Annotated in this window: 24 protein-coding genes and 2 pseudogenes; 14 read left to right on the top strand and 12 right to left on the bottom strand. The window is 67.9% G+C overall.

Annotated elements, in window-relative coordinates:
* Position 1 precedes the first annotated feature (1 nt).
* The 3 genes from P0Y50_00720 to P0Y50_00710 are packed head-to-tail and all read right to left on the bottom strand — an operon-like array spanning position 2 to position 3,136.
* Entirely contained in the window at positions 2–631 is a 630-nt protein-coding gene (locus P0Y50_00720; protein WEK40155.1) for a 2-dehydro-3-deoxy-6-phosphogalactonate aldolase, read from the bottom strand.
* The gene (locus tag P0Y50_00715) at positions 628–1,518 is read right to left on the bottom strand and encodes a 2-dehydro-3-deoxygalactonokinase (GenBank protein ID WEK40154.1); all 891 of its coding nucleotides are present in this window, start codon (positions 1,516–1,518) and stop codon (positions 628–630) included. The genes P0Y50_00720 and P0Y50_00715 overlap by 4 nt, the downstream gene beginning before the upstream one ends.
* A gap of 1 nt (position 1,519) precedes the next feature.
* On the bottom strand, positions 1,520–3,136 hold the full coding sequence (locus P0Y50_00710) for a sodium/sugar symporter (protein WEK40153.1): 1,617 nt from the start codon (positions 3,134–3,136) through the stop codon (positions 1,520–1,522).
* Between the two features lie 137 nt (positions 3,137–3,273).
* Here P0Y50_00710 and P0Y50_00705 point away from each other — a divergent pair, with 137 nt between their 5' ends.
* The 6 genes and pseudogenes from P0Y50_00705 to P0Y50_00680 all read left to right on the top strand — a co-directional run bounded on the left by P0Y50_00705 (position 3,274) and on the right by P0Y50_00680 (position 8,571).
* Positions 3,274–4,047, top strand: coding sequence for a helix-turn-helix domain-containing protein (locus tag P0Y50_00705; GenBank protein ID WEK40152.1), 774 nt, complete (start codon positions 3,274–3,276; stop codon positions 4,045–4,047).
* 127 nt (positions 4,048–4,174) lie between these two features.
* Entirely contained in the window at positions 4,175–4,924 is a 750-nt protein-coding gene (locus P0Y50_00700; protein WEK40151.1) for an SDR family oxidoreductase, read from the top strand.
* Complete coding sequence (locus P0Y50_00695; GenBank protein WEK40150.1) at positions 4,925–6,727, top strand: dihydroxy-acid dehydratase family protein; 1,803 nt, start codon at positions 4,925–4,927, stop codon at positions 6,725–6,727. It abuts the gene before it with no gap.
* A 27-nt stretch (positions 6,728–6,754) separates the two neighbouring features.
* Positions 6,755–6,853: pseudogene (locus tag P0Y50_00690) on the top strand (hypothetical protein).
* 3 nt (positions 6,854–6,856) lie between these two features.
* Positions 6,857–7,711 carry an SMP-30/gluconolactonase/LRE family protein gene (locus tag P0Y50_00685; GenBank protein ID WEK40149.1) on the top strand — a complete coding sequence of 285 codons (855 nt, stop codon included), beginning with the start codon at positions 6,857–6,859 and terminating at the stop codon, positions 7,709–7,711.
* Positions 7,708–8,571 carry an aldose 1-epimerase gene (locus tag P0Y50_00680; GenBank protein WEK40148.1) on the top strand — a complete coding sequence of 288 codons (864 nt, stop codon included), beginning with the start codon at positions 7,708–7,710 and terminating at the stop codon, positions 8,569–8,571. The genes P0Y50_00685 and P0Y50_00680 overlap by 4 nt, the downstream gene beginning before the upstream one ends.
* Positions 8,572–8,628: 57 nt before the next feature.
* On the opposite strand, the gene P0Y50_00675 is transcribed toward P0Y50_00680, so the two are convergent.
* Positions 8,629–9,555: a hypothetical protein gene (locus P0Y50_00675; protein ID WEK40147.1), complete on the bottom strand. Its 927-nt coding sequence runs from the start codon at positions 9,553–9,555 to the stop codon at positions 8,629–8,631.
* Positions 9,556–9,703: 148 nt separating this feature from the next.
* Here P0Y50_00675 and P0Y50_00670 point away from each other — a divergent pair, with 148 nt between their 5' ends.
* Together P0Y50_00670 and P0Y50_00665 are read left to right on the top strand one after the other, a co-directional pair.
* Positions 9,704–10,669 carry a flavin reductase family protein gene (locus P0Y50_00670; GenBank protein WEK40146.1) on the top strand — a complete coding sequence of 322 codons (966 nt, stop codon included), beginning with the start codon at positions 9,704–9,706 and terminating at the stop codon, positions 10,667–10,669.
* A 45-nt stretch (positions 10,670–10,714) separates the two neighbouring features.
* Positions 10,715–11,902: an acetyl-CoA C-acyltransferase gene (locus P0Y50_00665; protein ID WEK40145.1), complete on the top strand. Its 1,188-nt coding sequence runs from the start codon at positions 10,715–10,717 to the stop codon at positions 11,900–11,902.
* On the opposite strand, the gene P0Y50_00660 is transcribed toward P0Y50_00665, so the two are convergent.
* Positions 11,899–12,954 (bottom strand): alpha/beta hydrolase, encoded by a 1,056-nt coding sequence (locus tag P0Y50_00660; protein ID WEK40144.1) that lies wholly within the window; start codon positions 12,952–12,954, stop codon positions 11,899–11,901. The genes P0Y50_00665 and P0Y50_00660 overlap by 4 nt on opposite strands.
* A 186-nt stretch (positions 12,955–13,140) precedes the next feature.
* Between P0Y50_00660 and P0Y50_00655 the strand changes: the two genes are divergently transcribed.
* From P0Y50_00655 to P0Y50_00630, 6 genes and pseudogenes are all read left to right on the top strand, one after another.
* The gene (locus tag P0Y50_00655) at positions 13,141–14,049 is read left to right on the top strand and encodes a LysR family transcriptional regulator (protein ID WEK40143.1); all 909 of its coding nucleotides are present in this window, start codon (positions 13,141–13,143) and stop codon (positions 14,047–14,049) included.
* A gap of 99 nt (positions 14,050–14,148) precedes the next feature.
* Positions 14,149–14,544 (top strand): annotated as a pseudogene (locus P0Y50_00650) (acetyl-CoA C-acetyltransferase).
* Positions 14,545–14,844: 300 nt separating this feature from the next.
* On the top strand, positions 14,845–16,692 hold the full coding sequence (locus tag P0Y50_00645; protein WEK40142.1) for a DUF998 domain-containing protein: 1,848 nt from the start codon (positions 14,845–14,847) through the stop codon (positions 16,690–16,692).
* Positions 16,693–16,845: 153 nt separating this feature from the next.
* Positions 16,846–18,810: a glucans biosynthesis glucosyltransferase MdoH gene (gene mdoH / locus P0Y50_00640; GenBank protein ID WEK40141.1), complete on the top strand. Its 1,965-nt coding sequence runs from the start codon at positions 16,846–16,848 to the stop codon at positions 18,808–18,810.
* 117 nt (positions 18,811–18,927) lie between these two features.
* Complete coding sequence (locus tag P0Y50_00635; protein WEK40140.1) at positions 18,928–19,245, top strand: hypothetical protein; 318 nt, start codon at positions 18,928–18,930, stop codon at positions 19,243–19,245.
* Positions 19,246–19,311: 66 nt separating this feature from the next.
* A complete protein-coding gene (locus tag P0Y50_00630; GenBank protein ID WEK40139.1) occupies positions 19,312–20,292 on the top strand; it encodes an SDR family oxidoreductase in 981 nt (326 codons plus the stop codon).
* Positions 20,293–20,362: 70 nt separating this feature from the next.
* Here the strand turns inward: P0Y50_00630 and P0Y50_00625 are convergent, their stop codons facing one another.
* The 7 genes from P0Y50_00625 to P0Y50_00595 form a co-directional block, all read right to left on the bottom strand.
* Positions 20,363–20,659: a GNAT family N-acetyltransferase gene (locus tag P0Y50_00625; GenBank protein ID WEK40138.1), complete on the bottom strand. Its 297-nt coding sequence runs from the start codon at positions 20,657–20,659 to the stop codon at positions 20,363–20,365.
* A 58-nt stretch (positions 20,660–20,717) separates the two neighbouring features.
* The gene (locus tag P0Y50_00620; GenBank protein WEK40137.1) at positions 20,718–21,101 is read right to left on the bottom strand and encodes a hypothetical protein; all 384 of its coding nucleotides are present in this window, start codon (positions 21,099–21,101) and stop codon (positions 20,718–20,720) included.
* Between the two features lie 13 nt (positions 21,102–21,114).
* On the bottom strand, positions 21,115–21,798 hold the full coding sequence (locus P0Y50_00615; protein WEK40136.1) for a hypothetical protein: 684 nt from the start codon (positions 21,796–21,798) through the stop codon (positions 21,115–21,117).
* Between the two features lie 90 nt (positions 21,799–21,888).
* Entirely contained in the window at positions 21,889–22,287 is a 399-nt protein-coding gene (folB, locus tag P0Y50_00610; protein WEK40135.1) for a dihydroneopterin aldolase, read from the bottom strand.
* A 5-nt stretch (positions 22,288–22,292) separates the two neighbouring features.
* Complete coding sequence (locus tag P0Y50_00605) at positions 22,293–23,054, bottom strand: SDR family oxidoreductase (protein ID WEK40134.1); 762 nt, start codon at positions 23,052–23,054, stop codon at positions 22,293–22,295.
* On the bottom strand, positions 23,047–23,178 hold the full coding sequence (locus P0Y50_00600) for a hypothetical protein (GenBank protein ID WEK40133.1): 132 nt from the start codon (positions 23,176–23,178) through the stop codon (positions 23,047–23,049). The genes P0Y50_00605 and P0Y50_00600 overlap by 8 nt, the downstream gene beginning before the upstream one ends.
* A 194-nt stretch (positions 23,179–23,372) precedes the next feature.
* Entirely contained in the window at positions 23,373–24,719 is a 1,347-nt protein-coding gene (locus P0Y50_00595; protein WEK40132.1) for a VOC family protein, read from the bottom strand.
* Positions 24,720–24,727 lie beyond the last annotated feature (8 nt).

Genomic DNA, 24,727 nt, shown 5'->3' with positions numbered 1-24,727 from the left:
GTCAGCCCTCGCGACGCCAGGCCGCGACGAAGGCCTGGGCGTTGCGGCCGATCTGTTCGGCGCTCTGACCCGGCTTGAACACCGCCGACCCGATGCCGAAGCCCGAGGCGCCGGCGGCCCGCCATCCGTCCATGCTGTCGGGGTCGACCCCGCCGACCGCATAGACGCGCGTTCCGGCCGGCAGGATGGCGCGCACGGCCTTCAGGCCCTTGGTCCCCGCGACCTCGGCGGGAAACAGTTTCAGCGCATCGGCCCCGGCGGCCAGCGCCACGAAGGCCTCCGACGGGGTGAAAAAGCCGGGCAGGGACAAAAGGCCCAGCGCCTTGGTCTGGCGGATCACCTCGGCGTTGGTGTTGGGGGATATGACCAACTGGCCGCCCGCCTCGGCCACCTGCCGCGCGGCCTCGGGGGTCAGCACCGTGCCCGCGCCGACCAGGGCGCGACCGTCCAGCGCGGCGCGCAGCCGATGAATGCTCTCCAGCGGCTGGGGCGAGTTCAGCGGCACTTCCAGACAGGTGAAGCCGGCGGCGACGATGGCCTCGCCCACCTCCACCGCCTCATCGGGCGTCAGACCGCGCAGAATGGCGATCAGCGGCAGGGCGTCCAGACTTTCGATGGCGACGGGGATCATGCGGATGCGGCCTCGTGAATGCGCCACAGGCCTTGGGCCGTGGCGGCGGCGCCGTCCGCCGTGCGGACGTCGGGAAAACCGCCCAGGGCGAGGGCGGCGGCGTAGCGGCGGCACAGGGCCTCGGCGCCGATCAGGACGACGGGACGCGCCGCCATGCCGGACTGGGCGGCGATCTCGGTCCCGATCAGCAGGCCCGACAGATAGTCCGCCGCCGCCGTCGCCGGCAGACGGCCCGCCAGGCTCTCGATCCTGACGGAAAACAGGGCGGCGGTGATCGCCGGATCGGCCAGGGCGCGCCGCACCCCGTCCGCAAAGGCGCCGTCGTCCACGCCCGGCTCGCCCATGCCGCCGCCCAGGATCGTACCCTTGCGGATGGCGGCGAACAGTTCGCCGGTCATGAAGGTGCGGAAGTCGACGATCCGCCCGGCCTGGGTCTCGATCCATTTGCTGTGGGTGCCGGGGGCGACCACCACGGCGTCGGCGGGCGCGTCCAGGCCCATGACCTGGGTCTCCTCGCCCCGCATCACGTCATGCAGCCGCCCGTCGCGATAGGCGGCGACGCCGGGGACCAGGGCGACGAAGGGCGCGTCGTCCGGCCGCTCGACCGTGCGGGCCAGTTCCGCGATCCCGGCGGGGCAGGGGGCATAGGCCATCTCGCGCCACTTGCCGCGCGCCCCGGCCATGCCGCCCGCCATCACCGGCAGGCCCTCGGTCAGCCAGTCGCCCCCGACCTGTTCCAGCACGGGGCGGAACTGATCGGGCGACAGGCCGCCCGCGCCGCGCGGATCGGACCGGCTGTCCAGCACCGCCCCGCCTTCGGCGATCCGCATGACGCGCAGATTGCTGGTGCCCCAGTCGACCCCGATCAGACGGGCTTGGCCGCTCACCTCACCACCAGATCGTATAGACGACGATCAGGAAGGCCACGACGCCCACGGCCGCCAGGTTGAAGCCCAGCGAGGTCTTGTAGCTGATCTGGTCCAGCTTGATCTTCATCGCATCGGGCTTGGCCGGGGCCAGCAGGGACACGATCACCGCCGCGATCAGCGAGACGACGAAGACCACGCCGACCCGGTTCATGAAGGGGAAGATGAACTGCCCCGTCTCCTGCAGCCACCAGAAGATGGCCGACAGCACGACCGAGCCGATGGCGGCGGTCAGGGCGCCCGCTTCAGACGCGCGTTTCCAGAACAGGCCCAGCATGAAGATGACCACGATGCCGGGGGTGAAGAAGCCGGTGAACTCCTGGATGAACTGGAACGCCTGATCGAAGCCGCCCAGCAGCGGACGGGCGGTCAGGATGCCGATGATGACGGCGGCGACGGCGGCGATGCGGCCGACCGTGACCAACTGATGTTCGGGCGTGTCCTTCCTGATCTTGGCGTAGAGGTCCAGGGTGAAGATGGTCGAGATCGAGTTCACCTTGGACGCCAGCGAGGCGATGATGGCCGCGATCAGGGCGGCGAACACCAGACCCTTCAGACCCACCGGCAGCAGGTTCATCATGGTCGGATAGGCCTGGTCCGGCGCCGACAGATTGGGGGCCAGGATCAGGGCGGCCATGCCCGGCAGCACCACGATCACCGGCATCAGCAGCTTCAGATAGGCGGCGAAGGCGATGCCCTTCTGGGCTTCAGGCAACGACTTGGCGGCCAGGGCGCGCTGGATGATGTACTGGTTGAAGCCCCAGTAGCTGATGTTCATGACCCACAGGCCGCCCAGCAGAACGGCGATGCCCGGCAGCTCCTGATAGTGGGGATTGTCCTTTGACAGGATCATGTCGAACTTTTCGGGGAACTGGGTCAGCAGGGTGTGGAAGCCCGCCACCGCCCCGCCCGCGCCGCCGATGGTCGACAGGGCGATGAAGCCGATGATCAGGCCGCCGCAGACCAGCAGGGCCACCTGCACGATGTCGGTCAGGGCCACGGCCTTCAGCCCGCCCCACAGCTGATAGGCCAGGGCGAAGACGCCGATGGCGACGATGGCGTAATCCTGGTTGAAGCCGGTCACGGTGTGGACGGCGATGGCGCCCAGCCACAGGATCGAGGTCACATTGACAAAGACGTAGAGCAGCAGCCAGAACACCGCCATCACGTTCCTGATCGTCGGGCCGTACCGCTGCTGCAGGAACTGCGGCATGGTCACGATCTCGTTGCGCAGGAAGATCGGCAGGAAGAACTTGCCCACGATCAGCAGGGTCAGGGCCGCCATCCATTCATAGGAGGCGATGCCCAGGCCGATCACATAGCCCGATCCGCTCATGCCGATGATCTGTTCGGCCGAGATGTTGGCGGCGATCAGCGACGCGCCGATGGCCCACCACGGCAGGCTCTTGGACGCCATGAAATAGTCGGTGGAGGTCTTCTGTTCGCCCGCCTTGCCGCGCGACACCCACTGGGCCAGGCCGAAGATGAAGACGGCGTAGATGGCCAGGATCGCCAGATCCAGTCCTGCGAGCGACATGTGCATTTCCCCCTGCGGCCCCTTGGCCGGGGCGTTGTGCATCAGCCTAGGTTAGGGTCAGGGCCGTCGCAACGGATTTTTATATGTGCGCCAGGGTTTCACTCGCGGTAATATGGCGCGTCCGCACCGAAACTCCGCCCTTGGGCGGCATCGGCGCCCACGGCTTGCGACAGGATGCCATGACCGACCACGATCCCGCCGACGACCGCAAATATCGCGCCCCTGCTCTTGAAAAGGGGTTGGACGTGCTGGAGCTGTTGTCGGCGCAGGGCCAGGCCATGACCCCGTCTCAGATGTCGGTCACGCTGGGGCGGTCGGTCAGCGAACTGTTCCGCATGATCCAGGTGCTGGAGTTTCGCGGCTATATCGAACAGTCCTCTGACGGCTACAGCCTGACCAACCGCCTGTTCACGCTTGGCATGACCCAGGCGCCGATCAAGTCGTTGACCGACGTCGCCATGCCGGCCATGCGCGATCTGGCGGCGGCGACCTTCCAGTCCTGCCATCTGGTCGTGCCGTCCGGCGACCAGATCGTGGTGATCGCCCGTATCGAGAGCCCCGGCGACCTGGGCTATTCGGTGCGGGTCGGCTATCGGCGCAGCATCCTGCACGCCACCTCGGGTCTGATGTTCTATTCGCGGGCCAACGAGCGGGCGCGCGACCATCTGCGCAGCCGACTGATCGCCCGGTTCGGCGCTGAGGAAGTGGACGCCTTCGTCGAACGGTCGCTGTCCGCCACACGGGGCGACCATGTCGAGCGCGCCAGCGATTTCGTGAGAGGCGTCACCGATCTGGTCGCGCCGATCATCGGCGCGGACGGCGTCATCGCCACGCTGATCACCCCCTTCATCGAACAGGCCCCGATGCTCTGCACCAAGGACGAGGCGGCCGCGCAACTGGTCGCCGCCGCCTCCGCGATTTCGGCGCAGATGGGCGCCGTTTCCCAGGCTTGAATCCTGAGAATAGACCGTTGACAGCCAACCGGCGGCTCGTCATTTTCGTGGACGGTAACGACTTTCATTTGTGAAAGGTCGATATCCGTCGCGCGGCGGCGGAGCGTCTGGAGGCGCGCGAACGCGGATGGCGGCCATCTATACGGATCTGAAGGACAGGGTCGTCGTCGTCACCGGCGGCGCCGGCGGCATCGGCGCGGCGATCGTGCGCGCCTTTCACGACCAGGGCAGCAAGGTCGGATGTCTCGACTTCGACGTCGCGCGCGGCGAGGCTCTGACGGCCGAACTGGGTGACGGCGCCCTGTTCGTCCCCTGCGACCTGACCGACATTCCCGCGCTGAAGGCCGCCGTGGGCAAGGTGCGCGACGCCTTCGGCCCCATCGACATCCTGGTCAACAACGCCGCCCACGACGAGCGTCACGAGACCCTGGAGGTGACCGAGGCCTATTGGGACGGCCGCATGGCCGTGAACCTGAAACACCAGTTCTTCGCCGCCCAGGCCGTGCTGCCGGACATGAAGGCGGCGGGCAAGGGCGCCATCCTCAACCTGGGGTCGACCTCCTGGATCATCGGCCAGGGCGGGATGGCGGCCTATACGGCCTGCAAGTCGGCGGTGATCGGCCTGACCCGTTCGCTGGCGCGCGACTTCGGTCCATTCGGCGTGCGGGTGAACGCGATCGCGCCCGGCTGGATCATGACCGAGCGCCAGCTGGAGCTGTGGGTCACGCCGGAAACCGAAAAAGACATCTACGCCAACCAGTGCCTGAAACGCCGGCTCGTGCCCGACGACATCGCCCGCGTGGCCGTGTTCATGTGTTCGGACGAGGCCGGGGCCATCACCAATCAACACTATGTCGTCGACGGCGGCTGGACCTGAATGACCGAGACTTCAAAGCCCAAGAGGCCGCTCCGCAGCCGCGCCTGGTTCGACAATCCCGAAAACCCGGACATGACGGCGCTCTATCTGGAGCGCTATCTGAACTATGGGCTGACGCGAAAAGAGCTTCAGTCGAACAAACCCATCATCGGCATCGCCCAGACCGGCTCGGACCTGTCGCCGTGCAACCGCCACCACCTGGTCCTGGCCGAACGGGTGCGCGAGGGCATCCGCGAGGCCGGCGGCATCGCCATGGAGTTCCCGGTCCATCCGATCCAGGAAACTGGCAAGCGGCCGACGGCGGGCCTGGACCGCAACCTGGCCTATCTGGGTCTGGTCGAGAGCCTGTACGGCTATCCGCTGGACGGCGTCGTCCTGACCATCGGCTGCGACAAGACCACGCCCGCCTGCCTGATGGCGGCCGCCACCGTGGATATTCCCGCCATCGCCCTGTCGGTCGGCCCCATGCTGAACGGCTGGCACAAGGGCGAGCGCACCGGCTCGGGCACCATCATCTGGAAGGCGCGTCAGATGATGGCGGCCGGAGAGATCGACTATGACGGCTTCATCGAACTGGTGGCCTCTTCGGCGCCCTCGGTCGGTTATTGCAACACCATGGGCACGGCGACGACTATGAATTCGCTGGCCGAGGCGCTGGGCATGTCGCTGCCCGGCTCGGCGGCCATTCCCGCCCCCTATCGCGAGCGCGCACAGGTCGCCTATGAGACCGGCCTGCGGATCGTGGACATGGTGCGCGAGGATCTGAAGCCGTCCGACATCCTGACCAGGGAGGCGTTCCACAACGCCATCGTCGTCAACTCCGCCATCGGCGGCTCGACCAATGCGCCCATCCACCTGACGGCCCTGGCCCGCCACGCCCATGTCGACGTGCCGTTGCAGGACTGGCAGACCCAGGGGCTGCACGTCCCCCTGCTGGTCAACCTCCAGCCGGCGGGCGAGTATCTGGGCGAGGACTATTTCCACGCGGGCGGCGTGCCCGCCGTCGTCTCCGAACTGATGAAACAGGGGCTGATCCACCAGGACGCCCTGACCGTCACCGGCAAGACCATGGGCGAGAACTGCAGGGACGCAGAGATCGTGTTGCCCGACGTCATCAAGACCTTCGACGCCCCGATGAAGACCGACGCCGGCTTCGTCGTCTTCACCGGCAATCTGTTCAACTCGGCCATCATGAAGCTGAGCGTGATCTCGGACGAGTTCCGCCAACGCTATCTGTCCAACCCCGACGACCTGAACGCCTTCGAAGGCCCCGCCGTCGTGTTCGACGGACCCGAGGACTATCACCACCGCATCGACGACGAGCGCCTGGGGATCACCGAACAGACCCTGTTGTTCATGCGCGGCGCCGGTCCCATCGGCTATCCGGGCGCGGCCGAGGTCGTGAACATGCGGCCGCCCGCCTATCTGATCAAAAAGGGCGTCAGCGCCCTGGCCTGCATCGGCGACGGGCGCCAGTCGGGCACCTCCGGCTCCCCCTCGATCCTGAACGCCTCGCCGGAAGCCGCGGCGGGCGGAAATATCGCGCTGTTGCAGACCGGCGACCGGGTCCGCATCGACCTGAACACCGGCCGCGCCGACATCCTGATTTCCGATCAGGAACTGGCCGACCGTCGCCAGGCCTTCGAGGCCGCAGGCGGCTACGCCTACCCCGCCTCCCAAACCCCGTGGCAGGAAATGCAGCGCGCCGTCGTCGGCCAGCTCGAAACCGGCGCCGTCCTCGAACCCGCCGTCAAATATCACCGCATCGTCGACACCCTGGGCCTCCCGCGCGACAACCACTGACAAGCGCGCGTCGACTATCACGTCCCGTTCGGGGGGGCTAAGAGGTCGTCCTATGGCGCGCGGGAGCAGGGATTCGCGGCCGTGGAATTCTATACCCAGATCAAGACCTCCTATTGCGCGAGCTGACCCATGAACACGCCTGAACTCATCTGGGACATTCAGGCGGAACTGGGCGAAGGGCCGGTGTGGGACGAGGCGCGTCAGGCCGTGTGGTTCGTCGATATCAAGGGGCGGAAACTGCATCGCTATACGCCAGCGACGGCCGAGAAGCGTTCGTGGGACGCGCCCGACCAGATCGGGTTCGCCCTGCCGGCCGAGGACGGGTCGCTGGTCTGCGGGGTGAGGGGCGGGCTCTATCGCTTCCATCCCGACGAGGGAGATTTCTCGTGCTTTCATCCGGTCGAGCAAGACCGGCCGCAGAACCGTCTTAACGACGGCTTCGTGGCGCCGGACGGGTCGTTGTGGTTCGGCTCGATGGACGACAGCGAACAGGTCGAGACCGGCGCCCTGTATCGCTGGTTCCGGGGCGATCTGACCCGCCATGACGACGGCTATGGCGTCACCAACGGCCCCTGCCTCAGCCCCGACGGCCGCACCCTCTATCACCACGACACGCTGAAGAAGACGGTCCTGGCCTTCGATCATCTGGACGGCGCGCTGTCCAACCGACGCGTCTTCGCGGTGACGGAGGGCGGCTATGCCGACGGTCCCAGCATGGACGCCGACGGCGTGCTTCACGTCGGCCTGTTCAACGGCTGGGGCGTGGCGCGTTTTGCGCCCGACGGCGCGCCGCTGACAAAGATCGAGACCCCGGTTCAGACCGTGACCAAGGCGGCCTTCGGGGGGGCGGACCTGCGCGATCTCTACATGACCACGGCCTGGCTGGGGAATGCGGACAAGCGCGCCGCGCAGCCGACCCTGGGCGGGCTTTATCGCATCCGCGTCGAGACGCCCGGATTGCCGCAGAGCCGGATACGCCTGTGATCGCCTTGGCCGCCGGCGACTGGCGCGCGACCCTGGCGCCGGAGCGGGGTGGGGCGATGCTCACCCTGGATTGGCGAGGGCGCCCGGTCTTTCGCCCGACGCCCGAAGACGCGACCGACATTCTGGAGACGGCCTGTTTTCCCCTGGTTCCCTATGCCAACCGGATCGCGGACGGTCGTTTCCACTTCGGCGGTCGGTCCGTGCGGCTGACGCCGCTGGATCGTTTCGCGCCGCACGCCCTGCATGGCGACGGGTGGCTTCTGCCGTGGACGGTGACGCGCCAGACGCCAGAAGAGGTCGAAATGACGCTGGACTGGCCGGGCGATCCTGACGGCTGGCCCTGGCCGTGGCGCGCGGTTCAGCAGGTTTCGCTGGCTGAGGACGGTTTGAGGATCAGCTTGTCCGTGACAAACACCGGCGATGCGGCCATGGCGGCCGGGCTTGGGCTGCACCCCTATTTCCACCGTCCGGCCGACGGGGTCCTGAAGCTGAACGCAACCGGCGTCTGGGCGACCGACGACAGGGAAATCCCCGACCGCCTGGCTCAACCCGCCGTGATCGCCGACTGGTCCCAAGGTCTGGCGCTGAACGCCGCGCCCTTTGTGGACCATGCCTATGCGGGGTGGGACGGCGCGGCTGTCTTGAACGGCGCCGGTCAGCGCGTCACACTGTCGTCCGACGCCAACGCGCGTTGGGTTCAGGTGTATCGCCCGCTGGGCGCGGAGTTCGTGTGCGTCGAACCCGTCACCCATCGCCCCGACGCTCACAACGCCCCGGAGGGCGAGGATCACGGCCTGATCGCCCTGGCGCCGGGACAGACCCTGTCCCTGACAATGCAGGTCCGGGCCGAAGCCGTCTGATCACGCGGCGGCCAGGCCGTCCCAGGCCGGTCATCCGGCCTGGGGGGGAGGCTGGGATCAGCGGCGAGCGCGGCTTTCCAGCTCGCCGATCCGTCGCGTCAGATAGGCCGTGTCGTCGGACGAGGGGGTGGTGCGGCTATAGGCGGCCTCCAGCCGCGTCAGGTCGCCCAGCTCCACGCGGATGTCGGCCGCGTCCGCGCGGGTCACGGCGCCCGAGCGCTCCGCCGTCGTCACGCTGGTTTCCAGATTGGCCAGACGGGTGCGGGCGGGCAGGACGGTGGTCGGCGTCTGACCGGCCGGACCGTCGCCGACGCGCAGGTCCAGCGCATCCAGACGGGCATCCAGATCGGCCCGCTCGGTGGCATTGATCGAACCGTCGGCCTTGTAGCGGTTCTCGATCTGAATCACGGCCTGATAGTCGGCCTTCAGGCGCGTGGCCTCGGTGCGGGTGATGCGGCGCGCGGAAACCGCGGCGTCCACCCGCGCATCGAAGGCGGCGCGGCCTTCCGCGACCGTATTGGCGTCGCCATAGCCAGAAGCGCCTGACTCCAGCGTCTGGGTCAGGGCGGTGTAGCGGGCGTTCAGATCGGCGCGTTCCTGGGCCGAAATTCCGTCGGCGGCGTAGCGGTTCTCCAGATCGACCAGAGCCGTATAGTCGGCCCTCAACCGCGTGGCGGCCGAGGCGGACACGGTTCCGGCGCGCACCCCGGCGTCGACGCGGCCGGTGAACTGGGTCTGGCCATCGCGCAGGGGGCGACCGCCGCGCAGCCAGGCCTGGTCCATGGCCGACAGGCCCAACCGATCGCCGAACAGGGCGCCGACGACCGCGCCGAGGCGGTCCTGGTTGGTCGGCGCCTGATTCTGAGCCGATGCGGCCCCGGCGGTCAGCGTCAGCGCAAGGGCCGTGGCGCCCGCCAGGGCGATACGGATCGAGGCGACGCGGGTCGGGGCCACGCGGGTCGGGGCGATGCGGGTGGAGATCATGGTTTGGAGCCTTCGTGGTTTTGTCTGTCGCCGAAATAACGACGATCACCCCGCTTGGTTGCCACGACGCGGCCAGGGTCGGCTAGCATCCACCGGCCCCTTTCCCCTATGAGAGGCCGATATCCCGTGATCGGACCGTTCTGACGCCATGACCCAATCGCCGCCCCGCATCGGGGGCCAGGATGTCGAAAGCTGGGGCGATCCCGAAGACCCGATCGTGCTGTTGATCGGCCGGCCCTATGACCTGTTCGACGACTGGCGGCGGTCGGTGCGCGCGCTGATGGAGGCCGGTCGTCACGTCCTGATCGCTTCCGCCTTCGATACGGCGGACGATCCGACGGGCGAACTCCGACGGCTGCTGACCGACCTGCCGTCGCGGCCCGCCCTGATCTGCGCCGAGGCGGGTTTGCCGGCCGTGATCCCGGCGCTGCAGGTCACGGGCGCGCCCCTGGCCAGCTGCCTTATGATTTCGACGTCCGACGCGGCGTTCCAGCCGCCTTTGGCGCCGGCGGCGCTGGATCTGCCGATCCAGATCGTGGCGCGCGAAGACGGCGCCGACCCGACCGAGGCGGAGAACGCCCTCGTGCTCGGCTTTCTGGAACGCTGCGCCCCGCGTGAGGCGCTGCATTATCACGCCGGGTCCGACCCGCGCACCCTGCGCGACGCCCTGGGCTGTTTCGCGACGGGGGTGACAGTGGTCACCACCCTGGACGAGGCGGGCCAGCCCATCGGCCTGACCGCCAACTCCTTCTCCTCGGTGTCGCTGGACCCGCCGCTGATCCTGTTCTGCCTGGCGCGGTCGTCGACCAATGTGGAGCGGTTTCGCCAGGCGGCGCATTTCGCCATCAATGTCCTGCACATCGGTCAGCAGCCGACGTCGGGCGTCTTCGCCCGCGCGGGCGATCGGTTCCAGGACGTGGCGTGGGAGACCTGGGACACCGGCGCGCCCATATTATCCGGCGCCCTGGCCAGTTTCGAATGCGCCACGGATCGGATCGTGGAGGCCGGCGACCATCTGGTCTTCATCGGCCGCGTCACCCGCGCCCGGTTCGAGCCGCGCCGCGATCCGCTGCTTTATTTCCGGGGCAAGTATCGGCGACTGCACTTCTCCTGATCCCGACGGATCGCTATCTGTCGCCGCAAACGAGAGGAAACCATTATGTCGTCCGCCGATCCCGTCGTCATCGTCTCCTACGCCAGAACCCCGATGGGCGGTTTCCAGGGCGCGCTGTCGGACGCCAAATCCACCGACCTGGGCGCCGTAGCGGTGAAGGCGGCGCTGGAGCGGGCGGGTCTGGACGCCGCCAAGGTCGAGCAGATCATCATGGGCTGCGTCCTGCCCGCGGGTCTCGGCCAGGCGCCCGCGCGTCAGGCGGGCATGGGGGCGGGGCTTCCCGTCTCGACCGAGGCGACGACCATCAACAAGATGTGCGGATCGGGCATGCAGGCGGCGATGATGGCGCACGATGCGCTGGCCGCCGGTTCGGCCGATGTGATCGTGGCGGGCGGCATGGAGTCCATGACCAACGCCCCCTATCTGATGCAGAAGCACCGGGGCGGCGCCCGCATCGGTCACGACGTCATTTCCGACAGCCTGTATCTGGACGGGCTGGAGGACGCCTACACCCCCGGCAAGCTGATGGGCCAGTTCGCCGAGGACACGGCCAAGGCCTATCAGTTCACGCGCGAACAGCAGGACGCCTACGCCATCGAAAGCGCCAGCCGCGCCAAGCGCGCCCAGGATTCGGGCGATTTCGCCGCTGAAATCACCCCGGTCGAGGTCAAGACCCGCAAAGGGGCGGTGACGGTGGACCGCGACGAACAGCCGACCAAGTCCGACCCGTCCAAGATCCCCAACCTGCGCCCCGCCTTCGGCGCCGACGGCACGATCACCGCCGCCTCGGCCGCCTCGATCTCGGACGGCGCCGCCGCCCTGGTCATGATGCGTCAGTCGACGGCCGAAGCGCTGGGCCTGACGCCGGTCGCCCGCGTGGTGTCCCAGGCCGCCCATGCGCACGAGCCGCACCTGTTCACCACCGCCCCGGTCTTCGCCTTGCAAAAGGCGCTGAAGAAGGCGGGCTGGAGCGCCGACGACGTCGATCTGTGGGAGGTCAACGAGGCCTTCGCCATCGTGCCGATGATCGCCATGCAGGAACTGGGCATCCCCCACGACCGGATGAACGTCAACGGCGGCGCCTGCGCCCTGGGCCACCCGCTGGGCGCCTCCGGCGCCCGCGTCCTGACCACCCTGCTGTCGGCCCTGAAAGCCCACGGCAAGACCAAGGGCATGGCCGCCCTGTGCATCGGCGGCGGCGAAGCCACCGCGATGGGCGTGGAGTTGGTTTAGGGCTGCAATACCCCCAAGCTCTCCAACCAACTCGTGACCTGTGCGGGCCAATCCCTGGTGACGGGATCGGCAGTCGGCCGCATCCCAAAGGCGTGGCCGCCTTTCGCATAAAGCCGCATGTCGACCGGCACTCCGGCATCATTCAGAGCCAGCGCATAGGCCATGGGTTGGCGAACGTCATCGACGGGGTCGTTCATGGCATGGATGATCAGCGTCGGCGGTGCGTCAGGGCTGATCTTCACCCAGGGCGCCAGTTCAAGTTCGTTTCGTCCCTTGCTGGTGTCTAAAACTCGCGCCGTATAAGCGACGATCGCGAAATCGGGCCGCGACGGCTGTCGATCCGCCGCGTCGATCAATCGATAGGTGCGCTCGTCGGTATTGCTAATGTTGGTCACGAGATAGGCGCCGGCGGAAAACCCGATCACTCCGATCTTGTGAGGATCCACGCCGTAGGTGGCGGCATGCTCGCGCAAAAGGCTCATCGCGCGCTGCGCGTCTTCCAAACCTAGCAGAACGTCCGGCCGTCGCTGTCGGCCGTTTTCCCGTGGCCATACTTGTGGCGTTCGGTATTTCAACACGACGCAGGTCATGCCCTCCTGAACGACCCAGTCGCACACTTCAGTGCCTTCGAGGTCCGTCGCCACGGCGTAGAAGCCGCCACCAGGCAGAACCAGCATTGCGGCTCCGGTATTGCGCCCCTTTGGCCGATAGATCGTCATGGTCGGCCGGGTGACATAGCTGGCCCAGTGCCACATCCGGCCGCCGACTGTGGGCGAGCCGTTGCCGGTGGCTTCTGGTTGGTCGCCAGTATCGGGTTTCGCGAGGGGCGCATCTGCGGGCCAGAGCGGCACTTGAGTACCGCCGGAGGTCGGCTGCCAGACACCCTCCCGCTCCACCTTGGGCACCTCAGTCCGCTCCGTAGGACCTTCGACGCCGGTCGTCGTTTCGATATCCGCAGTCGTCTTGCGGATATCGCCCTCTTGCCCACAGGCTGCCACAGCAAAAGCAAGGGCCAGCAAAAAGGATGGGGCCGTCTGGATGCTTTGGAGCATCTGTTGAATTCCTGTCAGGTCAAACAATCAAAAAATTCAGAGCGCTGATCAGCCGGCCACCAGCGAGGCGACATTGTTGCATCGTTGGTCTCAACCGTGCTGCGTGAGACAAAGCTTGATGGATCGGAATCCGGCTCACAAATCGTCAAAATTGGACGTAGGCATGAATGGAGCTAATACCTAGGCATGGATCGCGCCCAACTCCCGCTTAATGCCATGCGCGCCTTTGAGGCGTCGGCGCGACATCTGAACTTCACACGTGCCGCCATCGAGTTGTGCGTCAGTCAAGGTGCAGTCAGCCATCAGGTGGCGCAGCTGGAGACGAAGCTGGGCGTCCGGCTCTTCCGCCGCCTGCCGCGCGGGCTGGCGCTGACGTCCGAGGGGCAGGCGCTCGCGCCGATGCTGGCAGAGACATTCGACAGGATGGGAGCGACGCTGGATAGGTATTCAGGCGGCCGGTTACGCGAGGTGTTGACGGTCGGCGTGGTCGGGACCTTCGCCGCAGGATGGTTGTTGCCGAGGATGGACCATTTCCGTCGCACATTGCCGAATATCGACCTGCGCCTGATGACCAATAACAATCGCGTCGACCTCGCCGGCGAAGGCCTGGACCTCGCGATCCGCTACGGCGCCGGCGCCTGGCATGGCACGCATGCCGATCCGATCCTTCAAGCGCCGCTGACACCTCTGTGCGCGCCTGCGATTTCCGCTCGTCTTGCCGGGCCCGCCGACCTGACGCGCGAGACGCTGCTGCGGTCCTACCGCGCCGACGAATGGCCACGGTGGTTCGAAGCGGCTGGCGTGGCATCCCCGCCCCTGCACGGCCCCGTGTTCGATAGTTCCACCACCATGGTCGCCGCCGCCGAAGCCGGCGCGGGCGTCGCCCTCGCTCCGGCAGGCATGTTCTCGCGCGATCTGATGACCGAGCGGCTGGTCCGACCGTTCGACGTGCAGATATCGCTGGGCTCCTACTGGCTGACGCGGCTGTTGTCCCGCGCGGAAACCGGCGCAATGCGCGCTTTCCGCGCCTGGCTGGAAGCAGCCGTATCCGAAGACAGTTTCAACGCCGTCGCTCAGCCAAGTAATCGCGCTTAACATACCGTTTCGACATCATCGCCTGCGTTGGCCGGTGGACGCCACCGCCCTAAGCCGCGAACGCCGCTCGGATCGGCTGCACCGTCTGGTCCGGCCATTTCAACGGCGGAAGCGCTGGGCCTGACGCCGGTCGCTCGCGTGGTGTCCCAGTCCGCCCACGCGCAAGAGCCGCACCTGTTCACCACCGCCCCGATCTTCGCCCTGCAGAAGGCGCTGAAGAGGGCGGGCTGGAGCGCCGACGACGTCGATCTGTGGGAGGTCAACGAGGCCTTCGCCATCGTGCCGATGATCGCCATGCGCGAACTGGGCATCCCCCACGACAAGATCAACGTCAACGGCGGGGCCTGCGCCCTGGGCCACCCGCTGGGCGCCTCCGGCGCCCGCGTCCTGACCACCCTGTTGTCGGCCCTGAAAGCCCACGGCAAGACCAAGGGCATGGCCGCCCTGTGCATCGGCGGCGGCGAAGCCACCGCGATGGGCGTGGAGTTGATCTAGGTCATCGCCCCAGCGTCATCCTCGGGTGACGCTGGGGCGTCGCCAAGGGCGGACGGCCAAATCTCGAAGACGTGGTCCTCTTTGGGATATTGCCGCATGTCGACCGGCGCGCCGGCGCCGTTCAAGGCCATCTCATAGCGCCTTTGGAGCCGTCTCTCATGACCACAGCCAGCGCCAAGGCGGAGATCGACAGGCCGGTGTCGCGTCAGAATCTCGTGGGCGCCGGGCGCCGAGCCCTGGGGGATGCCGAGACCATCCGTCGTCTTGCCTGACCGCGCGGCTGGTCTCATAGACGCGGCCGTGAACCCGTCCGCTTCTCCGACCCAACGCCGTTACGATCTCGACTGGATCCGGGTCGGCGCCTTCGGCCTGCTGATCCTGTATCATGTCGGTCTGGTTTACGGCGTCTATGACTGGCACGTGCACAGCGCCCACACCTTCGAGTGGATGCGCGAGGCGATCCTGATCACCAACCCGTGGCGGCTGACGCTGCTGTTTCTGGTGTCGGGCGCGGCGCTGCGCTTCATGACCTTGCGCCGCACGCCGCGCCAGGTGGCCCGCGCCCGGTTCGAGCGGCTGGTTCCGCCCCTGCTGTTCGGCGCGGTCGTGCTGGTGCCGATCCAGGCCTGGATCGAGGCGATGGACAAGGGCGGCTGGCCGGGCGGGATGGCGGGCTATGTCGCCTGGATGGCGCGCGAGTTCGGCCCCAGCGGCCTGGCCGACGGGGTGCCGGTCAATCACCTGTGGTTCATCGTCTATATCGCCGCCTACAGCGTCGTGGCGATCCTGCTGTGGCGCAAGGCCGGCCTGATCGAGGGGCTGGGGCGCGGGCTGGAGCGCGCCCTGACGGGACCGTGGCTGCTGATCCTGCCCATCCTCTATCTCTTCGCCATCCGCTACAGCCTGTTTCCCACCTTCGGGATCACCAACGTCCTGCACTGGGACTGGTACAACCACGCCCTGTCCCTGGCGGCCTTCGTCTTCGGCTTCGCCATCGTCGGACGCGAGGATCTGTGGCGCAATATCGAGCGCTGTCGCTGGGTCGCAGCCGGGCTGGCGGTCACAGCCTTGCCGATCATGATGATCCAGGTCTGGCATCCCGGCGCGCGCGCCTTCTGGGACGTGCCGCGACCGCTGGTCTATGCCATCGACCAGTGGTCGACCATCGTGGCCATCCTGGGCTTCGGATCGAAACATCTGCGTGACCGCAGCGGGCCGGTGCTGACCTATCTGACCCAGGCCACCTTCCCCCTCTATCTGGCGCACCAGACCGTTCTGGTCGCCGCCGTCTGGATCATCCGGCCCGCCGCCCTGCCGGCGGGGCTGGAGGCGCTGAGCCTGGTCGCCGTGACCTTCCTGGGCAGTCTGGCGATCTATGAGGTCGTGCGGCGCATCCCCGCCATCCGGCCGTTGTGGGGGCTGAAGCCGCTGGACGACCGTCCCTGGCCGCTGGACCTGAAGGCGCTGCTGAAGCCCAGGCTGCGCTATCACCGCCGCCGTCGCCTGCTGGGCGTGGGCGTCGCGGCGCCCCTTCTGGCCCTGACCGTGGTGGCCGCCGCCATCGCCGCCTACCCCGGCTTCAACAACGCCACCCAGTATCTGAGCGAACTGGGCGGGGCCAAGGCCCAGGCGCCGATCATCTTCAACGGCGGGGTCTTCGTGGCCGGAATCATGGCCGGACTGGCGGGCGTCGGATTCGGTCTGGCGATCTACGCCCTGACCGGGGCGCGGGTCGCGGGCTGGGTCGTCGCCGTCGTCTTCATCCTGGCGGGCGGGGGCATGTCGGCCTCGACCCTGTGGCCCTGGCCCGATCCGCGCCACATGGTCATCAACCTGGCCCTGGGCATCCAGCTGGCGCCGCTGCTGCTGCTGTGGGGCCTGGCGAAACGCCGCGACATGCCGCGCCTCAAGGTCTTCCTTGTCGCGACCTTCGTGATCATGGCCATCCTGACGGTCCTGACCAAACATCTGGTCCTGCCCGGCACGGTCAACGACGCCAACGTCGGCTGGTGGGAGCGGCTGTACGCCATCGTCCTGGTCTGCTGGGTCGGGGTTGCGGCCTGGGTTCTGGACCGTAAACTGCTGTCGGTCGCCACAGAGTCGCCGCCGCATCGCCCGACCGTCGCCGCCTTCGACGTCCCGGCTTGACGAAACCCCCACAATTTTCGGTTTCATCAACATTGCGTGATTGAAACTCGCGCGAATGTGATCGATTATGCAGGGCGTGTTGCAGTGCAGCACTCCGCGTCGCCCCCAGCCCTCGGGACGACATCCGGTTCACTCGGGGGCGACCAGAGCGGCATGAACAAGCTGGCGATCCGGCCTGTCGAACAGGCTGAAATCGAGACGACGATCCACGGCGCGCAAACGCCGTCCTGGTCGTGGCTGCCGGACGAGGCGCGTCTGGCCATGCCGGTGCAGTCGCTGGCGGCGCCCGACGCCGTGGCCGAACTGACGCCCGCGACCTCGCCGCGCACGGTGGCCTTGCGCCGCCTGGCCCTCTTGGCCGGCACCATCGTCATGACGGGCCTGTCCGCCATCGCCCCCTTCTATCTGTATGCCCGCAAGGGCTGGGACGGGACCGAGGTCCTGGCCTTCGGCCTGTTCATGGTGCTGATCACCGCCATCTCCTGCTGGTTCGTCAGCGGCCTGATGGGCCTGTTCGTCATGCTGCGCGGCAAGGATCAGCAGGATCTGGCCTTCTCGCCCCATCCGGCCATGCCGCGCACCCGCACGGCCCTGTTGATGCCGCTGTATAACGAGGACGCCCGCGCCTCCTTCGCCCGTCTGGCCATGATCGACCAGTCCCTGGCCCGCCTGGGCGCCGCCTCGGCCTTCGACATCTTCGTCCTCAGCGATTCGACCAAGGAAGACGCCGCCGCCGACGAGCGTTCGGTGTTCCAGTCGTTCCGCCTGACCGCCAATTCCAAGGCCTTCTATCGCCGCCGCACCGACAACGCCGAGCGCAAGGCCGGCAATCTGGCCGAATGGGTCCGTCGTTTCGGCGGCGCCTATGAGAACATGATCGTGCTGGACGCCGACAGCACCATGGCCGGCGAAACCCTGCTGCGCATGGTCGACGCCATGGAGCGCAATCCCGGCGTCGGACTGATCCAGACCGCTCCGGTCATCATCAAGGCCCGCACCATCTTCGCACGCGTGTCTCAGTATTCGGTGCGCCTGTACGGCCGCGTCGCCGCCGCTGGCCTGGCCTACTGGACGGGTTCGGAATCCAGCTACTGGGGCCACAACGCCATCATCCGCACGCGCGCCTTCGCCGCCTGCTGCGGCCTTCCGCACCTGAAGGGCAGGAAGCCCTTCGGCGGCCATATCATGAGCCATGACGTCGTGGAGGCGGCCCTGATGCGCCGCGCCGGCTGGGCCGTCCACGTCACCGCCTCGCTGGACGGCTCGTGGGAAGAGACCCCGCCCTCGATCACCGACTTCATCCGCCGCGACCACCGCTGGTTCCAGGGCAATCTGCAGCACCTGGGCCTGATCACGGCCAAGGGTCTGTCGCCGATGAGCCGCCTTCAACTGCTGATGGGCTGCATGGCCTATCTGTCGTCGCCGCTGTGGCTGGCGTCGCTGATGGTCGGCCTGTTCATCCAGATGTTCTATCCGGTCGACTGGTCCAGCTTCTTCTACATCCTGAACCCGCAGTTCACGCCCTTCATGCTGGCCTCCTTCCTGTCGGGCATCCTGCTGATCGGGCCCAAGTTCATGGGCGCGGCCCTGGTCCTCAGCCGCCCGGCCGAGCTGCGCGCCTTCGGCGGCCGCCGCGCCATCGCCAAGGGCATGGCGGCCGAGATCGCCCTGTCCGCCATCCTGGCCCCCATCCTGATGGTCGCCAACACCAAGGCCTTCCTCCAGATCGTTTCGGGCCACGACACCGGCTGGTCGACCCAGCAGCGCGAGGCCGACGGCCTGGCCTGGTCCGACGCCCTGCGCGCCATGCGCTGGCAGATGATCGCCGGCGTGGGCTTCCTGATCCCGCTGGCCGTCCGCCCCGACCTGGCCACCTGGTTCGCCCCGATCGTCCTGCCGCTGCTGCTGGCCGCCCCGATCGCGGTCTGGACCTCGCGCGTCCGTTCGGGCGACGCCCTGGCCAGGAAAGGCTTCCTGGTCACGCCGGTTCAGGACGGCGTCAGCGTTTCGCCGGCCGTGCTGCACACGCCGCGTTCGCCGCTGCGCGCGGTCGCCGGCAGCGTCCTGGCCCCCGTCGCCGCCCCCGCCATGGTCCCGGCCCGCGCGCCGGAGCTGTAAGGGTTTTCACCGATGCGTGGCGGCCACAGTGTCGCCACAACCGTTACGGTCAAGCTCGACGCGGAGGCGACTTGGCATCACCTTCGCCTTCTGACCTTTCCGAGGAGATGTGATTCCATGGCCAAGTCGAACGGTTCCGACGCCAAGCCCGACCTGCGGCTCGTCGCTGCCGAGGCCGAAATCTACGATTTGATGAAGGCGCCCGAGACCACCGCCGACCGCGTCAAACGCCTCCAGCTCGAGGCCCACGCCCTGGCGCTGGAAGAGATCGAAGCGCTGGAGAAGCTGTTGCTGGCCGCCGCCGCCAAGGCCAAGGCCATCGCCGACGGCGGCGACGCCTATCCGGTCGGCGCCCGTGAGATCGCCTCGCGCCTGGCGACCGACCTGCCCAACCGGGCCGAGACCATCCGAACCATCATCCATCGCGTCAGCTGAGCGTCGGCCGGGAACGCCGGCCGCCCTCGACCGCTTCCTAAGGCTTCAGCCTTCAGGAAGCCTTCGATGACCGACACCGCCCGCGCCGACGCCGTCGCCGACCACGAACGCGCCATCCAGCGCGACATCGACGCCAAGGACGGCCGGTCGGGCGACGCCGCCTCGTCCGGCGCGGTCCAGGCCGGGGCCCGCCTCTATCCCGAACCGCCCTTTCCCAAACAGCATCAGACCAAGCCGGGCGACGAGGCGGCGCTCGATCCCGCGCCCCTCTATGACGCGCCCTTCTGGAAGGGCTCCGGCAAGCTGGACGGGTTCGCCGCCCTGATCACCGGCGCCGATTCCGGCATCGGCCGCTCGGTCGCCGTCCTGTTCGCGCGCGAAGGCTGCGACGTCGTCATCTGCCATCTGGACGAAGACGCCGACGCCGAAACCACCAAGACCGCCGTCGAGGCTGAGGGTCGCCGCGCCGTGGTGCTGAAGGGCGACGTCTCCGACCCCGCCTTCGCCGAGGCGGCGGTCAGGGCCACGCTGGACGCCTTCGGCCGCCTCGATGTCCTGGTGCCCAACGCCGCCTTCCAGGAACACGTCAGCGCGTTCGAGGACCTGACCTACGAGCATTTCGACCGCACGCTGAAGACCAACCTCTATGGCTATTTCAACATGACCAAGGCCGCAGTCCCCCATATGCGGAACGGCGGCGCCATCGTCATGACCGGCTCGGTCACCGGGCTTCAGGGCAACAAGGATCTGCTGGACTATTCGCTGACCAAGGGCGGCATCCACGCCTATGCACGCTCGCTGGGCACGCATCTGGCGCCGCGCGGCATCCGCGTGAACGTGGTGGCTCCCGGCCCGGTCTGGACCCCGCTGAACCCCGCCGACAAGGACGCCGAAACCGTGTCCGAGTTCGGCGCACAGACGGTGATGAAACGCCCGGCCCAGCCCGAGGAGATCGCCCCCGCCTACGTCTTCCTGGCCTCGCCCCAGATGTCCAGCTACATCACCGGCGAAATCCTGCCGATCATCGGCGGCTATTCGGGCGGGTAGGGAACGCGCCTGCCTGCCGTCCCGTCATCCTCGCCGCGCGGGCGGGGATGACGGGCTTCGTGAAGCCGACTTACGCCAGCACGTCGTCGTAATCGGGATGCCGTTTGTGCCAGGCCACGGCATAGCTGCATTGCGGATACAGCTTGATCCCCGTCTCGCGGGCATGTTCGGCCAGGGCCTGCATGAACCGCCCCGCCGCGCCCGATCCACGCAGGGTCTGATCCGCCTCGACGTGCAGGATCATTCGGGCATCGCCGCGCACGGCGTAATCGGCCCAGACCTGGCCATCGCCGCCATCGCTCTTGAAGGCCTGTTCAAAGCGGTTCTCGTCCGCCTTGTCGATCAACTGTCCCTGACCGTCGGTCATGCGTCGCTCCTGTTTTGAAGCATCAACCATCGACCGGGCCGCCGCGTTCCCAGGCCCCTCAGATCGGCCGGTTCTGCACCAGATTGATCAGTCCCAGCACGCTCTTGACCGTGAACCAGATCGAAAGCGCCAGAAGCGCCAGACCGAACACGAAGAGGGTGACGACCCCGATCCCGATCGCCATCAGGGGAATACTGACGAACACGCCCACCCAGGCCGCGATGGTCCACCAGAACACCGACCAGAACAGGGCGATCTGCGCGTCGACATGCTGGCGCGCCACGCCCGTCGCCGTGCCGCGCGTGACATAGGACACGACCAGGCCGATCAGCACCAGCACGTTGGCGCTGGGGATCGACAGGATGAACAGCGCCCAGGCGACCAGGGCGCCGACCTTGCCTTCCGGCTCGCGGCCGGTGGAGAAATCGGGGGCGTCGGTCATGGTGATCCTGGGTCTAGAACAGCCAGCTGCGGGGCCGGGGAACGGCTTGGCCGCTCTTCAGTTTCAGCACCCCATAGGCGCCGCGCGCCAGAATCCAGATCGCGACGGCGAACAGGACGATCACCCCGATATTGACCACCACCAGCCCGGCGCCGATCAGGGCCGTCGCGATGGCGCCGAACACCGTCCGCCTCTGATACTGGGCATGGCTGGTTTCCAGCGCATCGGTCGCCGTGTCGCGCCGCATCACCGCCAACAGCGCCAGCAGGCACGAGGCGCCCAGCGTCGGCACCGCCAGCAGGATCAGCACATAGACCGCATACAGCCGCATGGGCGCGGCCGGTCCCGGAACGCGGTCAGGCGCGCGCGACGTCTCGGCCCGCATCTGTTCGCGCACGGCGGCGTGGGGCGCGGCGGCGCGCGGCGGCGAATGGGGGGCGAAACGGGCGACGGGCTGCACCCCCTCGCTGCGGTCGAACGGTCCAGGCTCGGGTGGGAGGCGCTGGGGCGACAGACGTTCGGGCGGCAGGGGCGGATCGAACAGGTCCGGCTCGTCGTCGGGTTCCGGCGCCGCGACTGGCTCCGCTGCGCGCGCCCGCCCGGCCAGAGAGGCGGGCGAGACGAAGCCGACGTGCGCGTCGTGATCGGTCTCGTCCTGCGCTTCGGCAGGGGTCTTGGGATCGCCGGGCTCGGCCATGAACAACGCTTCTCTCACGCCGGACGCCCGGCTGAACTGATCGGGGCGACAATGGCGGTCGATGCGGCGCGAAGCAACCGGCCTTCGCCTCTAGCGCCCCAGCACGATCTCGCAGCCCGGCGCCGCGACGGCCGTCAGGGCGCCCGGCTTTTCGATCCGCACCGTGGCCCGCCGCACCCGTGCGTCCTCCAGACAGGCGCGCGCCAGACGTTCGGCGAAGGTCTCCACCAGGCCCACATGCCCCGCCTCGGCGATGGCGCGCGCCGCATTGGCCACAGTCTCATAGTCGATGGTGTCGCCCAGCCGCTCGATGGGGCGCGGCTCCAGCTCCAGCGTCACATCGATCACCAGCCGCTGCAACCGCCCGTGTTCGTGGTCATAGACCCCGATGCCCGCCTCAACCTCCAGCCCGCGCACGAAGACGCTCAGCCGTTCGAACCGCACCGGCTCGGGCGCCGGGAACGGCGAAACCTGCGACGACTGGACCACGCGGCCTACTCCTGGATGTCGGGGGTGCGCCAGGCCAGATGCTGGCCCCCGTCGACGGCGATCATCTGGCCCGTGACCATCCGGGCGTCAATCAGCCACAGCACCGCCTCGGCCACCGCTTCCGGGCTACCGGGGGTTTCCAGCAGGGTGGCGCGCGCCTCGGCGGCGAATTCCTCTGGCGTCTGATGGATGGACGGCAGGGTCGGCCCCGGCCCCACGCCGTTGACGCGGATGCCCGGCGCCAGGGCCTGGGCCAGGGTCTGGGTCGCCCACCACAGCCCGTTGCGCGAAAGGCTGTAGGAGAAGAAGCGCGGGTCCGGCTTCAGCACCTTCTGGTCCAGCAGATTGACGATGGCGCCTTCGACAGCCTGGGCCGCGAACGCCTCGGCCAGCACCAGCGGCGCCCGCAGATTGGTCTCGATATGGGCGTCCCAGCTTTCGCGCGTCAGCCCGCCGATCCGGTCGTCCCGAAACACCGAGGCGTTGTTGACCAGAACCGTCACCGGCCCCAGCGCCTCGGCCGCCGCCGGGATCAGCCCGCGCACCCGCGCTTCGTCCGCCAGGTCGGCCTGCAACAGACAGGCGCGCCGCCCCAGGCCCGCGATCTCCTCGGCCAGGCCCCGCGCCTCGTCGCCCGACGCATGATGGTGGATCGCCACATCGAACCCGGCCCGCGCCAGCCTCAGACAAATGGCCCGTCCGATCCTGCGCGCCCCACCCGTGACCAGGGCGACGCCCCGCCCCGGACTGGCGACGGCCTCAGTCAACCCGACCGAACTCGAACACATTGAAAGCCGCGATGACGGCGATGAAGCCGAAGATAATGCCGAGCGCCAGCATGATATGCTCCTGTTGTCCCCTTGGCTTAGAGCGGGACGGGGCGGGGTTCAAGCGAGCTTCTTGGGCGCGCTACAGCGCGGCGGCCCTATAGTCCGACATAGGGTGCGCCGGTTCTCCAAATGTCATCTCGCCCGCCTGCAGCGAAATCCCCTGGCGCAAGGTGCAGTGGGCAGGGTCATCGCCATCGCGGCTTCGTGCGCCAAATGATCGATTGGATCATCACGCGCCTGCCGGGCGTCAGAAAATCAGTCCTGCCCGAGCCCCAACGCCTTCAGGGTGGCGGCGATACTGGCGTCTTGTTCTGCGCGGTACAGGGTCATCTCGTCCTGGACCGGGCGACCCAGGGCGGTTTCGAAAGCGGCGCGGGCGGGATCGACGTCATAGGCGATCTGGCGGGCCTCGGCGCCCAGGTTGGACTGGAAGATGCCGGCCGCGCTGACGGGCAGGAAGTCCTCGTAGGTGATCGGCTCGGCGACGACGCAGCCTTGGGCGATCAGGGCGTCCAGGTCGGCGGTTTCGACCCGTGTCGCCAGCCCCTGCGGCGTCGGACGATAACGGAACCAGGCCAGTTCGCCTCGGCGCAACCCATCCCAGTCGTCGGGCAGGGCGGAGAAGTCCCTGGTCGCCAGGGCCTGATCGTACAGGGCGCGGCCGGAGGGCGTCAGGGCGCAGCCGCGTTGCTCGATCTCGCCGAAGCGGGCGGTGTGGGCGCCGGCCGTGGGGCCGTCGGCGCCGGGGAAGGTGATCGCCTCCTGCAGGGCCTTGAAACTGGTCTGGCGCAGCAGGATGGGGCAGGCGCGGGCGGGCGGCCCCTCGATGGTTTCCTTGGGCGCGATGCCGCGCGCGGGCATGGCGGCCTGGGCGGCGTCGATGTCCAGGGTGCGCGGCGTCAGATGGTTGATGTGCGGCCCCTTGAAACTGACCACGTCGGCGATCAGCCGGTGCGCCGCGACCAGCCGTTCATAGGTCGTCGCGCTGACCGTCGCCTCAGCGTGCCAGCGGAAGGTCTCCAGCAGTTCGGCGACGAAGCGGTCGGCCTGATCGGTGTCCAGCCCGCCCTCGCGCTCGGCCGTCTCGATCAGCGCGCGCGCTCCGGGGGTGAAGATGTCGCGCCGGGCCAGGGTCTCGCCGGCTTCGGCCCGCAAGGCTTCGTCCTCGATAAGCTCCAGCCGCAACAGCGAGCAGAAGACCCGAAACGGATTGCGCGCCAAGGCCGCCGGATCGACCGGCCGGAAGGCGGTGGAATGCACCGGCACCCCCGCCGGCGCCAGATTGTAATAGCTGACCGGCGCCATCCCCATGACCGCGAAGGCGCGGGCGATAGTCGCCAGTTCGTCCGCCGTGCCGACGCGGATGGCGCCGTGGCGTTCCTCCGACAGCCGGGCCAGTTCGCCCGAGGCCGCCAGCCGGTCGGCGCCCGCCGCATCGGCTTTCAGCACGGTCGCATTGATGTCCGCCACCAGCGTCAGCAGATCGCCGTACTGCGGCACCTCGGCCCGGTACAGGGCTGACAGGGCGGCCGAGAACCGGCTGCGGATATCGTCGGGATGGACGAAGGCGGACATGATGGCTCCCACGGTTTCGTCGCTCATAAGCCGGT

The sequence above is a fragment of the Candidatus Brevundimonas colombiensis genome (assembly GCA_029202665.1).
GTDB lineage: Bacteria > Pseudomonadota > Alphaproteobacteria > Caulobacterales > Caulobacteraceae > Brevundimonas > Brevundimonas colombiensis.
Note: the sequence above shows the minus strand (reverse complement) of the source record. Positions and strands in the feature narration are given on the sequence as shown.